The organism is Pseudomonas sp. MDV22-iso1, from assembly GCF_058145095.1.
Map to the genome: position 1 here is coordinate 163,018 of NZ_JBYVMF010000004.1, position 15,607 is coordinate 178,624.

12 protein-coding genes and 1 riboswitch are annotated in these 15,607 nt (G+C 59.7%); of the genes, 6 read left to right on the top strand and 6 right to left on the bottom strand.

The genetic code is table 11. The features are described 5' to 3' along the window. The first annotated feature begins 4 nt into the window (after positions 1-4). Both msbA and hldE read left to right on the top strand, forming a co-directional pair. Positions 5-1,810, top strand: coding sequence for a lipid A export permease/ATP-binding protein MsbA (msbA, locus tag AC3ZVB_RS07040; RefSeq protein ID WP_162437150.1), 1,806 nt, complete (start codon positions 5-7; stop codon positions 1,808-1,810). Between the two features lie 199 nt (positions 1,811-2,009). Continuing rightward, positions 2,010-3,434, top strand: coding sequence for a bifunctional D-glycero-beta-D-manno-heptose-7-phosphate kinase/D-glycero-beta-D-manno-heptose 1-phosphate adenylyltransferase HldE (gene hldE / locus AC3ZVB_RS07045; protein ID WP_162437149.1), 1,425 nt, complete (start codon positions 2,010-2,012; stop codon positions 3,432-3,434). Between the two features lie 86 nt (positions 3,435-3,520). Here the strand turns inward: hldE and AC3ZVB_RS07050 are convergent, their stop codons facing one another. The 4 genes from AC3ZVB_RS07050 to AC3ZVB_RS07065 form a co-directional block, all read right to left on the bottom strand. Then, complete coding sequence (locus AC3ZVB_RS07050; protein ID WP_162437148.1) at positions 3,521-4,489, bottom strand: metal ABC transporter ATPase; 969 nt, start codon at positions 4,487-4,489, stop codon at positions 3,521-3,523. Between the two features lie 32 nt (positions 4,490-4,521). Beyond that, a complete protein-coding gene (locus AC3ZVB_RS07055) occupies positions 4,522-5,334 on the bottom strand; it encodes an aldo/keto reductase (protein WP_162437147.1) in 813 nt (270 codons plus the stop codon). Then, a complete protein-coding gene (locus AC3ZVB_RS07060) occupies positions 5,331-6,506 on the bottom strand; it encodes an FAD-dependent oxidoreductase (protein ID WP_490146161.1) in 1,176 nt (391 codons plus the stop codon). Before AC3ZVB_RS07060 ends, AC3ZVB_RS07055 begins: the two co-directional genes overlap by 4 nt. Before the next feature lie 265 nt (positions 6,507-6,771). After that, complete coding sequence (locus AC3ZVB_RS07065) at positions 6,772-7,104, bottom strand: DMT family transporter (RefSeq protein WP_162437145.1); 333 nt, start codon at positions 7,102-7,104, stop codon at positions 6,772-6,774. Positions 7,105-7,206: 102 nt separating this feature from the next. On the opposite strand from AC3ZVB_RS07065, the gene AC3ZVB_RS07070 reads away from it, so the two are divergent. Both AC3ZVB_RS07070 and waaA read left to right on the top strand, forming a co-directional pair. Next, entirely contained in the window at positions 7,207-8,109 is a 903-nt protein-coding gene (locus AC3ZVB_RS07070; RefSeq protein WP_490146162.1) for a LysR family transcriptional regulator, read from the top strand. 11 nt (positions 8,110-8,120) lie between these two features. Next, positions 8,121-9,398 carry a lipid IV(A) 3-deoxy-D-manno-octulosonic acid transferase gene (gene waaA / locus AC3ZVB_RS07075; protein ID WP_490146163.1) on the top strand — a complete coding sequence of 426 codons (1,278 nt, stop codon included), beginning with the start codon at positions 8,121-8,123 and terminating at the stop codon, positions 9,396-9,398. Between the two features lie 114 nt (positions 9,399-9,512). Here the strand turns inward: waaA and AC3ZVB_RS07080 are convergent, their stop codons facing one another. Next, positions 9,513-10,946, bottom strand: a complete 1,434-nt coding sequence (locus tag AC3ZVB_RS07080) for a TolC family outer membrane protein (RefSeq protein WP_490146164.1) — start codon at positions 10,944-10,946, stop codon at positions 9,513-9,515. 203 nt (positions 10,947-11,149) lie between these two features. Further along, positions 11,150-11,255, top strand: a riboswitch (TPP riboswitch). Between the two features lie 165 nt (positions 11,256-11,420). On the opposite strand from AC3ZVB_RS07080, the gene thiC reads away from it, so the two are divergent. Further along, positions 11,421-13,310 (top strand): phosphomethylpyrimidine synthase ThiC, encoded by a 1,890-nt coding sequence (gene thiC / locus AC3ZVB_RS07085; RefSeq protein WP_162437141.1) that lies wholly within the window; start codon positions 11,421-11,423, stop codon positions 13,308-13,310. A 151-nt stretch (positions 13,311-13,461) separates the two neighbouring features. After that, complete coding sequence (gene cytX, locus AC3ZVB_RS07090) at positions 13,462-14,754, top strand: putative hydroxymethylpyrimidine transporter CytX (RefSeq protein WP_490146165.1); 1,293 nt, start codon at positions 13,462-13,464, stop codon at positions 14,752-14,754. On the opposite strand, the gene AC3ZVB_RS07095 is transcribed toward cytX, so the two are convergent. Then, positions 14,723-15,469: an RsiV family protein gene (locus tag AC3ZVB_RS07095; RefSeq protein ID WP_162437139.1), complete on the bottom strand. Its 747-nt coding sequence runs from the start codon at positions 15,467-15,469 to the stop codon at positions 14,723-14,725. The two genes, cytX and AC3ZVB_RS07095, sit on opposite strands and share 32 nt — an antisense overlap. Between the last annotated feature and the right edge of the window lie 138 nt (positions 15,470-15,607).

Here is a 15,607-nt window from a genome sequence, read left to right on the forward strand (position 1 = left end):
TACGATGAGTGACGCACCGCCCAAAGCGGGACAGGATTCCAGCCTGAAAATCTATCTTCGGCTGTTGGGGTATGTAAAACCCTATGTGGGCCTTTTCCTGCTGAGTATCGTGGGCTTCGTGATCTTTGCCTCTACCCAGCCGATGCTGGCGGGGATTCTCAAATATTTCGTCGATGGCCTGAGCAACCCTGAAGCGGTGCTCTTCCCCAACGTCCCCTACCTGAAAGACTTGCAACTGCTGATGGCGGTGCCGTTGCTGATCATCCTGATCGCCGCGTGGCAGGGGTTGGGTTCGTTTCTGGGTAACTACTATCTGGCGAAAGTTTCGCTGGGACTGGTACATGACCTGCGCGTCGAGCTGTTCAACAAGCTGTTGGTGCTGCCGAACCGCTATTTCGACACCCACAACTCCGGTCATCTGATCTCCCGCATCACCTTCAACGTCACCATGGTCACTGGTGCCGCCACGGATGCCATCAAAGTGGTCATCCGTGAAGGCCTGACGGTGGTCTTCCTGTTCGCGTATCTGTTGTGGATGAACTGGAAACTGACGATCGTGATGCTGGCAATCCTGCCGGTGATCGCTTTCATGGTCGGTAATACCAGCAAGAAATTTCGCAAGCAGAGCAAGAAGATCCAGGTGGCGATGGGGGACGTGACTCATGTGGCGTCCGAAACCATCCAGGGCTATCGCGTAGTGCGCAGCTTCGGCGGCGAGAGCTACGAGGAGCGTCGCTTCGCCGAAGCCAGTCAGGGCAACACCGACAAGCAATTGCGCATGACCAAGACCGGTGCGGTCTACACGCCGATGTTGCAGTTGGTGATTTATACCGCCATGGCCGTGTTGATGTTCCTGGTCCTGTTCCTGCGGGGCGATGCCACAGCGGGCGACCTGGTGGCCTACATCACCGCGGCGGGACTGTTGCCTAAACCGATTCGTCAGCTGTCAGAAGTCAGTTCGACCATCCAGAAAGGCGTAGCCGGTGCCGAAAGCATTTTCGAGCAGCTGGATGTCGAGCCCGAGGTTGATCACGGTACAGTCGAGCGCGATCGCGTCGATGGTTACCTGGACGTACGCAACCTGAGCTTCACCTACCCGGATACCGAACGTGAAGTGCTGAAGAACATCAGTTTCACTGCGGCGCCAGGGCAGATGATTGCGCTGGTAGGTCGCTCGGGCAGCGGCAAGTCGACCCTGGCCAGCCTGATTCCGCGTTTCTATCATCACGAAACCGGCGAGATCCTGCTCGATGGCGTAGAGATCGAAGATTACCGCCTGCGCAATCTGCGCCGGCACGTGGCGCAGGTCACGCAGCATGTCACCCTGTTCAATGACACCATCGCCAACAACATTGCCTACGGCGACCTGGCCGGCGCTCCGCGTGCCGACATTGAAAAAGCGGCCACCGACGCCTACGCAATGGACTTCATCTCGCAAATGCCCGAAGGCCTGGATACCCAGGTTGGCGAAAACGGCGTGTTGCTGTCCGGCGGTCAGCGTCAGCGCCTGGCGATTGCCCGGGCACTGTTGAAGAACGCCCCGTTGCTGATTCTCGATGAGGCAACCTCGGCGCTCGATACAGAGTCCGAGCGCCATATTCAGGCGGCACTGGATCAGGTCATGAAAGGTCGGACCACACTGGTGATTGCTCACCGCTTGTCGACCATCGAAAAAGCTGACCTGATCCTGGTCATGGATCACGGTGAAATCGTCGAGCGTGGCACCCACGCGCAACTGTTGGCGCAGAATGGCTACTACTCGCGTCTGCACGCCATGGGGCTCGATGCTCCGGTGGAAAACATAGCCTGACGTGACGAGAGGGTGGGTCCAGGCTCACCCTCTCGGATCACCGGCGTGCAATGCGTCCGGTGTTTAGACAATACCTTTATTTCAGCTCAATTTTTGAACAGAAAATCCCCTGTATTCATCCTCTTGCAGCCGTCACGCAAGCCTGTGCCAACCCTGTGTTAATATCGCGACCCTGTTCATTTTGTATGTGGGTTGCACCATGAAGTTGTCCATGCCGCGATTCGATCAAGCCCCTGTCTTGGTGGTCGGCGATGTCATGCTCGACCGTTACTGGCATGGTGGTACCTCACGGATTTCTCCCGAGGCGCCAGTACCGGTAGTCAAGGTCGAGCAAATCGAGGACCGTCCGGGCGGTGCCGCCAACGTTGCGCTGAACATTGCCGCCCTCGGTGCACCAGCCTCATTGGTTGGCGTCACTGGCGACGATGAAGCCGCCGACAGCCTGGTCAATAGCCTCAAGGGCGCGGGCGTCCGGGCATTGTTCCAGCGCATCGCGCACCAGCCGACCATCGTCAAGCTGCGAGTCATGAGCCGTCACCAGCAATTGCTGCGTATCGACTTCGAAGAACCCTTCGCCACCGACGCCCTGGCGTTGGGCGAACAGGTCGACGAGCTGCTCGACGGCATCAAGGTATTGGTGTTGTCCGATTACGGCAAAGGCGCGTTGAAAAACCATCAGGTGCTGATCCAGGCTGCGCGAGCTCGAGGCATTCCGGTGCTGGCCGATCCCAAGGGCAAGGATTTCTCCATCTACCGTGGTGCGAGCCTGATCACCCCGAACCTAAGCGAATTCGAAACCATTGTCGGCAAGTGCGTTGATGAGCACGAGTTGGTGAGCAAGGGCGCGACCTTGATGCACGAGCTCGATCTCGGCGCCTTGCTGGTCACCCGTGGTGAACACGGCATGACCTTGCTTCGTCCGGATCATCCCGCGCTGCACTTGCCGGCGCGAGCGCGTGAAGTGTTCGACGTGACAGGTGCTGGTGACACGGTGATATCTACCCTGGCCGCAGCGATTGCTGCAGGCGAAGAACTGCCCCACGCAGTGGCGCTCGCCAACCTGGCCGCAGGCATCGTGGTAGGCAAGTTGGGTACCGCGGCCATCAGTGCGCCCGAGCTGCGTCGCGCGATTCAGCGTGAAGAGGGCTCCGAGCGCGGCGTGCTGGGACTTGAGCAATTATTGCTGGCGGTCGACGATGCGCGTGCGCACAAAGAGACGATCGTCTTCACCAATGGCTGCTTTGACATTTTGCATGCGGGTCATGTGACCTACCTCGAGCAGGCGCGAGCCCAGGGTGATCGCCTGATCGTTGCGGTCAATGACGATGCTTCTGTGAGCCGCTTGAAGGGACCGGGTCGCCCGATCAATAGCGTCGACCGTCGCATGGCTGTACTTGCCGGTCTGGGCGCTGTGGACTGGGTGATCAGCTTCGCCGAAGGCACTCCGGAAAACCTGCTGCGCGAGGTCAAGCCGGACGTGTTGGTCAAGGGCGGAGACTACGGAATCGAGCAGGTGGTGGGTGCTGACATCGTGACGGCTTACGGCGGAACGGTGAAAGTGCTGGGGCTGGTGGAAAACAGCTCGACCACGGCGATTGTGGAGAAAATCCGCAAGTCCGAGTGAAACAACAAAAGATCGCAGCCTTCGGCAACTCCTACAAGGTTATGTGTACACCTGTAGGAGTTGCCGAAGGCTGCGATCTTTTGATTTCAAGAACTCACCTTCTTGCGCGGCACGATCTTCTTCAACAACTGCTTCGCCTTCCCGCGCAATCGCGCCAGACCTGAATCTTTACCCTGCGGGCTCAAGCCCTGCTGGCGTACCCAATCCTTCCACTTGATCCGCTCATCCCGCACCAGCCAGCCATCCTGCAGTGCAAAGCTCTCCGCCAGGTACAACCCTCGCGTACTCGCCGGATACAGCTGATCTTTTTTAAGGGTATAGAGTTCAGCCATCGGCTGGCCGTCCTGCAAGGGCATCAAATACAAATCGGGCCGTTTGCGATCGAGTCGCGCGACCAGTTGATCGCCCTCCAATCGTTCATCGACATGAAACAGGCTCAAGGATTTCGCTTCCTTGGGCACGTCCAGTCGCAAGTCATAGATCAGTTGCAGCGACGCCGTCGGCAAATGCACATAGGCCCGCGGCCGTTCGATCAACTGCATGTTGGCGCAACGCACTGGTCGCGCCGAGCCGGACAATGGCGTCAGGCGAAACGGCAGGGCTTCGCGATAATGCAGGGCGGAGGAGTAGGGTGCCGGTAGCCAGGTGTCATTGAAACGCCCTCCCAGCCAGCCTTCCGGTGTTTCCAGCAGACACTCTTCAGCAATCTCCTGGATGGCCGTGTGCAGCGGCAGGTTCAGCTCATGGGCGGGCACGTAACCTGAGATCAGCTTCAGCACCACATCGCCACGGTCTTGCCGGCGTTGACGGACCAGCACCCAGTAATCCCGATTCTGCCAATGCAGGGTCAGTCGCACCGACACCCCAAGGTTGGCCAGCTCGACCGCAAAGCGCTCGCTGTCAGGCACTGCCACCGGGCGGCGACGTTGCAGGGTCTGGGAAAAATTGAGCGGCATCCCGACGCTCTGATAACTCAAGCCTTCGGGAGTCGCTTCAACGAATAATGGCAGGGTCTTGAAGTTGCTCGGGTTCTTTCTAATGAGCGTACGCGGCATGTCGGCTCCTGCTTAAGGCCGCGTGGGCGGCGTCAGTGACTACGTAGGACCTTGGCAACGGTCGCGACGTTGTGGGCGAGGTGCAGCGGATTGATGGTCCCGACAATAGCACTGGCTACACCCGGATGCTCAAACAACAACTCGAAGCTGGCACGCACCGGATCGACACCCGGACTCAGGCAGACGTGGCCGCTGGCGAGTGCTTTTTTTACCAGAATGGCTTTGCCGTGAGCAGCAGCATAGTCAATGACGGCTTTCTCGCTCAATTCGTTCAGATTGTAAGTGACCATCGCGCAATCACCCTGTTCCAGAGCCTTCAATCCACCTTCGACGGTTTTCCCGGAAAAACCGAATCCACGAATTTTCCCTTCGGCCTTGAGCGCAGCGAGCGTTGCGTAGACCTCGCAGTCGTTGAGGATGGCCAGGTCGTTGCCGTCGGAATGCACCAGCACCAGGTCGATAAAATCCGTTTCCAGACGTTGCAGGCTGCGCTCGACCGACAGGCGGGTATGGGCGGCGCTGAAGTCGTGACTCGATAGACCGTCGGCAAACTCTTCGCCGACCTTGCTGACAATCACCCAGTCCTGACGCTGACCGCGCAACAACGGGCCAAGCCGCTCTTCACTGCGACCGTAGGCCGGGGCGGTGTCGATCAGGTTGATGCCCATGTTCTGCGCCAGTTTGAGCAACATGCGTGCTTCATCGTCGCCCGGGATCTGGAAGCCGTTCGGGTACTTCACACCTTGATCGCGACCCAGTTTGACGGTGCCCAGGCCTAGCGGTGAAACCATCAGGCCTGTGCTGCCCAAGGGGCGATGCAAATCGTGCAGGGTCGGTTGGGTCATGGCAGCAGTTGCTCCCAGGCAGGAACGCCCATCGGTGGTTTGGGTAGCTCGGGCAGTGGCGCGCAGTGGCTGGGTTCAATGCCGTCGCGCTGCAGAGAGGCGATGACACGGTCAGCGAAGTCCGGCGCCAGCGCCAGTTTGGTAGGCCAGCCGACCAACAGTCGGCCTTCCTCGGCGAGAAATGCGTTGTCCGGTCGCGTCAGTCCCGATTGCAGGGGCTCGGCGCGATCTACCCGCAACGTCGCCCATTGCGTGGTGCTCAAATCGATCCATGGCAGCAATTGGCCAAGCTCTTTCTGCGCCGTGGCAATCTGCTCGGCGGGTTCGCGGGCAACACCTTCGGATTCAGCGATGTCACCGCCCAGGTACCAGACCCATTGGCCATCGGCGGCCGGATGAGTGGTGACGGTGATGCGAGGTTTGGTACCGCCTCCCAGGCAGTGGGCATACAGCGGTTTAAGGCCTGGACCTTTGGCGATGATCATGTGCAGCGGCCGACGTTGCATGGCTGGCCGACTCAGCGCCAAGGCTTCGAGCAGCGCTGCCGTGCCTGCACCGGCGCTGAGAACGATGCGCTGGGCGCGAATGTCGCGCCCATCGACCGTCAATCCCACCAGAAGGCCACCTTCCAGCAACGGTTCGATCTGTTGTCCGGCCAGTAGACCGTCACCCGCCAGGTCGGCGAGGCGCTGAATCAGACTCGGGACATCCACCACCAACTCGGCCAGGCGATAAACCTTGCCCTTGAAGCGCTTGTCTTGAAGCGCAGGTGGCAGTTGATCGCCCTTTACCTGATCAACCCGGCCGCGCACGGCTTTGCTGGCGAAGAAACTGGTGAGGTTTCCAGCGAGTGTGCCGGGTGACCACAGGTAATGCGCTTCGGACAGCAGGCGCACGCCAGACAGGTCGAGTTCGCCATTGCCGGCCAGCGCTTCACGCCAGCGCCGTGGCATGTCGGCGATTGCTTCCGACGCGCCGGTCAGGGCGCCGTGCAGCGCGTACTTGGCGCCGCCATGGATGATGCCCTGGGACTTCAAACTCTGACCGCCGCCGAGGCTGGCGCTTTCCACCAATACCGTCGAAAAACCCTGACGGCGCAGACGCGCATTCAGCCAGAGGCCGGCGACACCAGCGCCGACAATCAGAACGTCGGTGGAAATAACGGATGGCATGCAGCGACCTCAGTGTTCAAGACGAGGGCGCAGTATACAGACTCGACGGAAAGGGGATTTGATGGATCAATCAGGATATACGCACGACCTGTGGTGAGGGAGCTTGCTCCCGCTGGGCCGGGCTGGCGCTCCAGCGCAAAGCGGCCCTTAAAACCATGCGCCGCGGTTTTTCAGACTGACCGCGTCTAATGGTCCTGCAACTGCTGCGCAGTCGAGCGGGAGCAAGCTCCCTCGCCACAGGTTACTGTTTGTCTCCAAGGTTCGGTCAATGCCCCGCCGTTTTGGAAAATAGCTGGATGACCACAACCCCCAGCACAATCAGCCCCATCCCCAGCATCGCCGGCACATCAAGCTTTTGCCCATAGATGAACAACGCCGCAACGCTGACCATCACGATCCCCATCCCGGCCCATACCGCATAGGCTACGCCGACCGGAACGCTGCGCACCACCAGCGTCAACATCCAGAAGGCAATGCCATAACCGACGATGACCAGCACCAGGGGCAGGGGCGTGCTGAATCCTTTGACGGCTTTCATCGAAACGGTCGCGATCACTTCGGCGCAGATGGCAATGGCCAGGTAGTAGTAAGCGGTCATAGGTGCATCCTCAAGTGAAGTGTTGCTGTCTTGGCTGGGCATTCTAGAGCTTCGTCAGATGCGGTAAAGTCATTACCTATCTGTTTTGGAGATGGGTTAGCCATGAACGCGCAATGGGATCTGGAACAGCTACGACTGTTTGTCAGCGTAGCGGAGCAGCGATCGTTTTCGGCCGTTGCGCGGGATCAGCGCAAGGCGCAGTCAGCTGTCAGCAGTTCAATTGCGATGCTTGAAGAGGACCTCGGCGTCAGCCTGTTTGATCGTAGCAGTGGCCGTCAGCCGACGCTGACCGAAGCCGGCAACGCGTTGCTTGAAGAGGCGCGGGAAGTATTGCGTCAATGCGAGCGCCTCAACGGACGGGCATGGGCGATGATGCGCGGCCAGGAGGCGCGGCTGCGTTTGGCCCAGGATGAGGCAATGCCTTATCAGGCTGTGGTGGATAGTTTTGAAGCCCTGGCGGAAAAATTTCCCAGCCTTGAGGTGCAATTGACCAGCGCCGCGCAAGGGGAAGTGGCGCGCAAGCTGGTGGAGCGTCAGGCCGATCTGGGTTTGCTGTTTTACCACGATCAGATTCCCGAAGCGCTTGAGCGGCAAGTGCTGGGCAGCGTTGAGATGGTCACCGTGTGCGGTGCCGGTCATCCGTTGGCGGGGAAAGCGGCGGTGGACTGTCAGCAACTGGCGCAGCATCGGCAACTGCTGATGTCCACGCAGTCCAGCGTCTACCCCGGCAGCGAGCCTGCCAGCCCGCAAGTCTGGCGCGCCGACAGTTTCTACGTCATGGCAGAGTGGCTGGTTCGCGGTCTCGGCTGGGCCTGGCTGCCGCGTCATGTGGTGCAATACCCCGCTTATCAGGGGCAGATGATCGAACTGGTCAGCGAATGGACTCCGCCTGCGTTGGTCGTGGAGTTGGTCTGGCGCCGTGATGAGCCGCTGGGGCCGGCAGCTCGGTGGCTGGCGGAACGTTTTGCTGTGCACTTGCGGGCGATCGGCGATAAAAGCCGATAAACTCCGCCGCCATGAATAGAACTCTCTACACCGCGCTGTTTTACCTGGGGCTGCCACTGGTAGCGATTCGGCTTTGGTTGCGAGCGCGTAAAGCGCCAGCCTATGCCAAACGTATCGGCGAGCGTTTTTCCTACGCGATACCGGCGATGAAACCAGGGGGCATCTGGGTGCACGCGGTGTCGGTGGGCGAGAGCATCGCCGCAGCGCCGATGATTCGTGCCTTGCTGCAACGTCATCCACAGTTGCCGATCACCGTGACCTGCATGACCCCGACCGGCTCGGAGCGCATCCAGGCCTTGTTCGCCAATGAACCGCGCATCCAGCACTGCTACTTGCCGTATGACTTGCCCTGCGCAGCCAAACGGTTTCTGGATCGGGTTCAGCCGAAATTGGCAGTGATCATGGAGACCGAACTCTGGCCTAACCACATTCACCAGTGCGCCAAGCGCGGGATCCCGGTGGCGCTGGCCAACGCGCGGCTGTCCGAGCGATCGGCCAAAGGCTACGGTCGTTTCCGAAAACTGACCCAGCCGATGCTTGGCGAAATGAGCCTGTTCGCGGTGCAGACCGAAGCAGAAGCCCAGCGCTTTCTTGATCTGGGCGCGCGCCCGGAGACTGTCGAAGTGACCGGTTCGATCAAGTTCGACCTGACCATTGACCCGCAACTGCTTCAGCGTGCCACCGAGTTGCGCGGGCAATGGCAAGCACAGGAACGCCCGGTATGGATTGCTGCCAGCACCCACGACGGTGAAGACGAAGTGGTGCTGGCGGCCCATCGTCAGCTGTTGGCCAGTCATCCGGATGCCTTGTTGATCCTGGTGCCCCGTCATCCGGAACGATTCAACGCCGTGTTCGAGCTGTGTCAGCAGCAAGGTTTCGCCACTGTTCGTCGTTCCTCCGGTGAGCCAGTCCGCAGCGATACTGCTGTGCTGATGGGCGACACCATGGGTGAGTTGCTGTTTCTCTACGCCTTGGCTGATACCGCGTTCGTCGGCGGCAGCCTGGTGCCCAATGGCGGGCACAACCTGCTGGAGCCGGCCGCGTTGGCCAAACCGGTCTTGAGCGGTCCGCACCTGTTCAACTTCCTCGAAATCGCCGCGCAATTACGCAATGCCGGCGCATTGCAGGAAGTGGAGGATGCCGAAGGGTTGGCCGTGGCGGTACAGCGCTTGTTTGAACTGCCGCGTGATGCGCAGCGGATGGCGGATGCCGGATTGAAGGTAATGCGCAGCAATCAGGGCGCATTGCAGCGATTGCTGGAGGGGTTGGGGCGGTTGATCGAGCGTTGATTCAGCTCATCCTGTGCCCCCCCGCGCCGGCGTCCTTCGACTGATTCTGCCGCGACACTGCACCTGTGGCGAGGGAGTAAACTCCCTGGCCATGGCATCTCGGTATTTAGTCGCTTATGGCCGGGCTTTCAACTGTTCCGCCGCAGCCTTCGCCAGATCGGGCGGCAGGAAGTCCTTGTCCGGGTTGTAGTCAGGCTTGAGGTAACGCTTGAGGTCCTCCAGGTCGCCCGGGTTCAGCGTGCCGGCAGCCTGCTTCAAACGCAGGTTGTCGAGGATGTAGTCATAGCGGGTGTTGTTGTAGTTGCGCACCGAGGTGTACAGCTGACGCTGGGCATCCAGGACATCGACAATGTTCCGTGTCCCCACCTGATAGCCGATTTCAGTCGCTTCCACCGCACTCTGGTTGGAGATGATCGACTGTTTGCGCGCTTGAACCTGCTCAACGTCGGTGTTCACCGCGCGGTGCAGGTTACGGGTGCTTTCGACGATTTGCCGACGCAGGCCTTCGCGCTGTTGTTCCGTCTGGTCCAGGCGCGAGTAGGACTCACGAACCTGCGAGGTGGTCAGGCCGCCGCTGTAGATCGGGATGTTCAGTTGCAAGGCCAGGGTGGTTTGTTCGACCGGGCCCCGATACGACTGACCGAAGGCGCTCGGGTTGCTGAAACCAAAGGCGTCGTTGTCACCTTTCTCGTATTTCGCCACCGCATCCACAGTGGGTGCATGGCCGGCCTTGCGCTGCTTGAGGGTTTCCTCGGCGGCGCTGACCGCGTAGTTGCTGGCCAGCAGATTGAGGTTCTGGCGGGCGGCGGTGTCGACCCAGGCTTTGGCGTCGTTCGGTGCCGGCGGCAGGATCGGCAAGGTGTGAACAATGCCCTGAATCGAGTTGTACTGGCGGTTGGTCAGGGTAATCAGCGCTTCAAAAGCATCATCCACCTGACGTTGAGCGAGGATTCGGTTAGCTCGCGCCGTGTCATAACTGGCTTGAGATTGCAGCACGTCAGTCTTGTCCGACAGGCCCACGTCAAAGCGTTCGTTGGACTGGTCGAGCTGGCGTTTGAACGCGGCTTCTTCGGCCTTGGTCGAGGCCAGGTTGTCCTGTGTGCGCAGCACGTTGAAGTAGTTTTCGGCGGTCTGCAGGATCAGGTTTTGCTCGGTAGCCGAGAGTTGCAGTGCAGCCTGTTCGTTGACGTCTTTGGCGGCCTGGTACTGGAACCAGCGATCGGCCCGGAACAGTGGCTGAGCCAATGTTGCCTGATAGGAGTTGGCGCTGCGATTGGCGACGGCGGCCGGTTGATCGATATCGGTACGCACACTGGCCATCTGAGCGCCGCCGGAGATGTTCGGCAACAGGCCGGCACGTGCCTGAGGCACTACTTCTTTCTGGGCGCCGTACTGGGCGCGGGCGGCAGCCAGGTCGGCGTTGTTGTCTACCGCTTCCTGGTAGACGCTCACAAGATCGGTTCTGGTCGATAAGGGCGCTTCTGCTGCCCAGGCCAATCCATTGGAAGCACAAGACACGGCAAGGGCCAGTGAAAGTTTGCGCAGCATGCGGCCATCCCTAAAAATTACGCTGATAATTTGCGCCAAAGGTACGGCGCGGCTTCGTCCATCGTCAATGCACAGCGTCGATGCGCGGCACGGCGTAGCGAGTGTAGTTGGGCATCCGTCCGGCAACAATCCTGTAATTACGCCATTCATCATGGTGTTTACCTTGGGGTTGGCGTTCTTTGCCAGTTGTGTCTAGACTGGCCGGGTTCTTGTCGGGGTGCCTTGCTATGAGGCTGAGATCGAATAATTTCGGATCCCGTTGAACCTGATCAGGTTAACGCCTGCGTAGGGAACAAGATTTCTCGTCACCCGGCGAGTCCTCTTGTGCTTCGTCCGGGATGTTGTTCGACAATCGAACACCCCTCGAGTACTGAGCACAGCACCAACAGCGCCACAGCTGATTGGTCGCGTCCATTCGTTACAGGTTCGCTCCGACAAAATTCCACCGCCTGGATGCTGTCTGGAGAGCCCGTGATGACGATAAAACTAAAAAACGTAACGAACCTGAGTGACTCGGCCCAAGTCGATCAACAGTCCGTTCAACCCTTTACCCGCTCGCAAAAAATCTACGTTCAGGGTTCACGCCCAGACATTCTCGTGCCGATGCGCGAAATCAGCCTCGATGTCACCCCGACCGACCTCGGTGGCGAGATCAATGCACCGGTGGTGGTCTACGACACCTCGGGCCCTTATACCGATCCCAATGTCATTATCGACGTGCGCAAAGGCTTGGCCGACGTGCGTTCGCCGTGGATTGAAGCCCGTGGTGACACCGAGCGTCTGCCTGGCCTGAGCTCGAATTTCGGTCGTGAACGCCTCGCCGATGCCGAGCTGACCAAGCTGCGATTTGCCCACGTGAACAACCCGCGTCGCGCCAAAGCCGGCGGCAACGTCACCCAGATGCACTACGCCCGTAAAGGCATCATCACGCCCGAGATGGAATTCGTTGCCATCCGCGAAAACATGAAGCTTGAAGTGGCCCGCGCCGCCGGTCTGCTGGACCAGCAACACGCCGGCCACAGCTTCGGTGCCAGCGTGCCGAAAATCATCACCCCTGAATTTGTCCGCGAAGAAATCGCCCGCGGTCGCGCGATCATTCCGGCCAACATCAACCACACCGAACTGGAACCGATGATCATCGGCCGTAACTTCCTGGTGAAGATCAACGGCAACATCGGCAACAGTGCCTTGGGTTCGTCCATCGAAGAAGAAGTGGCGAAACTGACCTGGGGCATTCGCTGGGGCGCGGACAACATCATGGACTTGTCCACCGGCAAGCACATTCACGAAACCCGCGAATGGATCATTCGTAACTCGCCAGTGCCAATTGGTACCGTGCCGATCTATCAGGCGTTGGAAAAAGTCGGTGGTGCGGCCGAAGACCTGACCTGGGAGCTGTTCCGCGACACGCTGATCGAGCAGGCCGAGCAGGGCGTCGACTACTTCACCATCCATGCGGGCGTGCTGTTGCGTTACGTACCGCTGACCGCCAAGCGCGTGACCGGTATCGTGTCCCGTGGCGGCTCGATCATGGCCAAGTGGTGCCTGGCGCACCACAAGGAAAACTTCGCCTATACGCATTTCGAAGAAATCTGCGAAATCATGAAGGCCTACGACGTCAGCTTCTCGCTGGGCGATGGCCTGCGTCCGGGTTCGATTGCCGACGCCAATGACGCCGCGCAATTCGGCGAGCTGGAAACCCTCGGCGAGCTGACCAAAATCGCCTGGAAGCATGACGTGCAAACCATGATCGAAGGCCCGGGCCACGTGCCGATGCAGTTGATCAAAGAGAACATGGACAAGCAGCTCGAGTGCTGCGACGAGGCGCCGTTCTACACCCTCGGCCCGCTGACCACTGACATTGCGCCGGGCTACGACCACATCACCTCCGGTATCGGTGCGGCGATGATCGGCTGGTTCGGTTGCGCCATGCTTTGCTACGTCACGCCGAAAGAGCACTTGGGCCTGCCGAACAAGGATGACGTGAAAACCGGGATCATCACCTACAAGATCGCCGCCCATGCGGCCGACCTTGCGAAGGGCCATCCGGGCGCGCAGATCCGTGACGATGCCTTGAGCAAGGCGCGTTTTGAATTCCGCTGGGAAGACCAGTTCAACCTGGGCCTGGATCCGGATACCGCTCGTTCGTATCACGATGAAACGTTGCCGAAGGACTCGGCCAAGGTCGCGCATTTCTGCTCGATGTGCGGGCCGAAATTCTGCTCGATGAAAATCACTCAGGAAGTCCGCGAGTACGCGGCCAACCAGCAGCTTGAAACCATTGACGCCGAAGTCGCCCAGGGGTTGGCGGAACAGGCCGAGCGGTTCAAGCAGGAAGGCAGTCAGCTGTACAAGAAGGTTTGATCTGACCTGAATGGGTGGGGCCTGCACAGGCCCCATCGCCAGCAGGCTGTCTCCCACATTGGATCTGTGGCGTTCACAAGTCCCCTGTGGGAGCCAGCCTGCTGGCGATAGCGATCAATACAACAACAAAAGTCCCTCTGAGATAACACCCTTGAGCATTCAACCCAGCACTTATTCCCCAGGCATCGCGGTGCCCACTGACAAACGTGTCTTCGGCGGCCGCGATCTCTTCTCCCTGTGGTTTTCCCTCGGCATCGGCCTGATGGTTCTGCAGACCGGCGCATTGCTGGCGCCAGGTCTGGGCCTGTCCGGCTCGCTGCTGGCGATCTTCCTCGGCACGCTGGTAGGTGTTCTGCTGCTGGCCGCCGTCGGCGTGATCGGCAGCGACACCGGCCTGTCGTCGATGGCCGCACTCAAACTCAGCCTCGGCAAACACGGCGCGAGCCTGCCTGCGGTGCTGAACCTGCTGCAACTGATCGGTTGGGGCTCATTCGAAATCATCGTCATGCGTGACGCGGCCAGCCTGTTGGGTGCCCGTGACTTCAGCGAAGGCAGCGTATTGTCCAGTCCACTGCTCTGGACCCTGTTCTTCGGCGGCCTGGCGACCTTGCTGGCGGTCAGCGGCCCATTGACCTTTGTGCGGCAGATCCTGCGTAAATGGGGTATCTGGTTGCTCTTGGCCGCCTGTATCTGGCTGACCTGGAACCTCTTCGCCAAAGCCGATCTGGCTTCCCTGTGGGCCCAGGCAGGTGATGGTTCGATGCCGTTTGCCGTGGGCTTCGATATCGCCATTGCCATGCCGCTGTCATGGCTGCCGTTGATTGCCGACTACTCGCGTTTCGGCAAGCGAGCCAGGAATGTCTTTGGTGGCACCGCAGTGGGTTTCTTTATCGGTAATTTCTGGCTGATGAGCCTGGGCGTGGCCTACACCCTGGCCTTCGCGCCGAGCGGTGAAGTCAACGCATTGCTGCTGGCATTGGCCGGTGCTGGGCTGGGGATTCCGCTGCTGTTGATTCTGCTGGATGAATCGGAAAACGCCTTTGCCGACATTCACTCGGCGGCCGTATCCAGCGGATTTTTGCTGCGCTTGAAAGTCGAGCATCTGGCCCTGGCCATCGGCGTGATTTGCACATTGATCGCCTTGCTGGCGCCATTGGCCCAGTACCAGAACTTCCTGCTGTTGATCGGTTCGGTGTTCGCGCCGCTGTTCGGCGTGGTGCTGGTGGATCATTTCATCCTGCGCAAGCGCAGTGCTCAGGTGGCGTCAGCCGCATTGCGCTGGCCGGCGCTGCTCGCCTGGTTGGGCGGGGTAAGTACGTATCACTTGCTGGCCAATCTCTACCCGGACATCGGCGCAACCCTGCCGTCGTTGATTCTGGCAGGGTTGCTGCAGCTGGTGCTGGGTCGGGCCTTCAGTTACGGCCGGGAAACAGCTCGGGCTTGAGAATGCCGTTCAGGCGAGGGTAGGGGATCTTCAGTTCGACGTGGCCCAGCGCGTAAGGCGCGATGGTGCTGGTTTCGTACTTGAGGACTACCGCTCCATAGGTCAGCGCCACGTTCTGGGTTTTCTGGAACGGCCAGCTCTTCACGAACTCTGCTTCCTGATCGAGCTTGGTGCTGATCAACCAGCTGTTATGCGCCACTTGTGCGGCTTTCCAGAATGCTTCTTCCTGCCCTGGCAACAACATGTCCGACAGCGTCAGCACCTTGTGCTGCTGGCGCGAATAGTTGATGAAGCTGCGCCCCGGCGTGCCATGTGCGCCGCCGGTGTCCAGGTAGCTGGAAAACTCGACGATCACCAAGCCGTCATGCTGCTCACGTACCTTGGCCTGCAGGTAGCTGCTGTAGCGCGGGGCGGCGGTGCGCAAAAACTCGTCACGGTAAGCCGTCAGCGTTGGCGCCACCGGTGCGTCGGGTGAGGTGCGGGTCATTTGCAGCAGGCGTTTTTCGATGATGCCGTCCAGCGCAGGCTCGGCAGGGAAACGCAGCGTGTCGATATTGACCAGCGGGCAATCAGGTGTCGTGCAGCCAGGCTTCAGCTGCTCGGACGCATCGCGGGTCGTTTCCAGCGGCGCCCGATAGTTGGGCTGGAACAGGCTCTGGCAAGCGCCCAGAGTCAAAGCGATTGCGGCCACGGAGGCGATTTTAAAAAGCGACATGGGCGTCCTTGATAAAACTGGGAAAGGCGAAAAGTTATCCGCTTCGACTCTCAACGAAGCAGTCAGTTCGCCACTAAGCTAATTAGAGTTGGTTTCGCCCTCACCGTCTATCCCGCTGACGGGAAAGGGGCTGCATCA

Bases quoted from the DNA above. Each gene is read 5' to 3' on its own strand.
- AC3ZVB_RS07060 (WP_490146161.1), bottom strand. From the start codon at position 6,506: ATGCCATCCGTTATTTCCACCGACGTTCTGATTGTCGGCGCTGGTGTC.
- thiC (WP_162437141.1), top strand. From the start codon at position 11,421: ATGACGATAAAACTAAAAAACGTAACGAACCTGAGTGACTCGGCCCAA.
- AC3ZVB_RS07065 (WP_162437145.1), bottom strand. From the start codon at position 7,104: ATGACCGCTTACTACTACCTGGCCATTGCCATCTGCGCCGAAGTGATC.
- AC3ZVB_RS07050 (WP_162437148.1), bottom strand. From the start codon at position 4,489: ATGCCGCGTACGCTCATTAGAAAGAACCCGAGCAACTTCAAGACCCTG.
- AC3ZVB_RS07080 (WP_490146164.1), bottom strand. From the start codon at position 10,946: ATGCTGCGCAAACTTTCACTGGCCCTTGCCGTGTCTTGTGCTTCCAAT.
- hldE (WP_162437149.1), top strand. From the start codon at position 2,010: ATGAAGTTGTCCATGCCGCGATTCGATCAAGCCCCTGTCTTGGTGGTC.
- AC3ZVB_RS07070 (WP_490146162.1), top strand. From the start codon at position 7,207: ATGAACGCGCAATGGGATCTGGAACAGCTACGACTGTTTGTCAGCGTA.
- AC3ZVB_RS07055 (WP_162437147.1), bottom strand. From the start codon at position 5,334: ATGACCCAACCGACCCTGCACGATTTGCATCGCCCCTTGGGCAGCACA.
- msbA (WP_162437150.1), top strand. From the start codon at position 5: ATGAGTGACGCACCGCCCAAAGCGGGACAGGATTCCAGCCTGAAAATC.
- waaA (WP_490146163.1), top strand. From the start codon at position 8,121: ATGAATAGAACTCTCTACACCGCGCTGTTTTACCTGGGGCTGCCACTG.
- AC3ZVB_RS07095 (WP_162437139.1), bottom strand. From the start codon at position 15,469: ATGTCGCTTTTTAAAATCGCCTCCGTGGCCGCAATCGCTTTGACTCTG.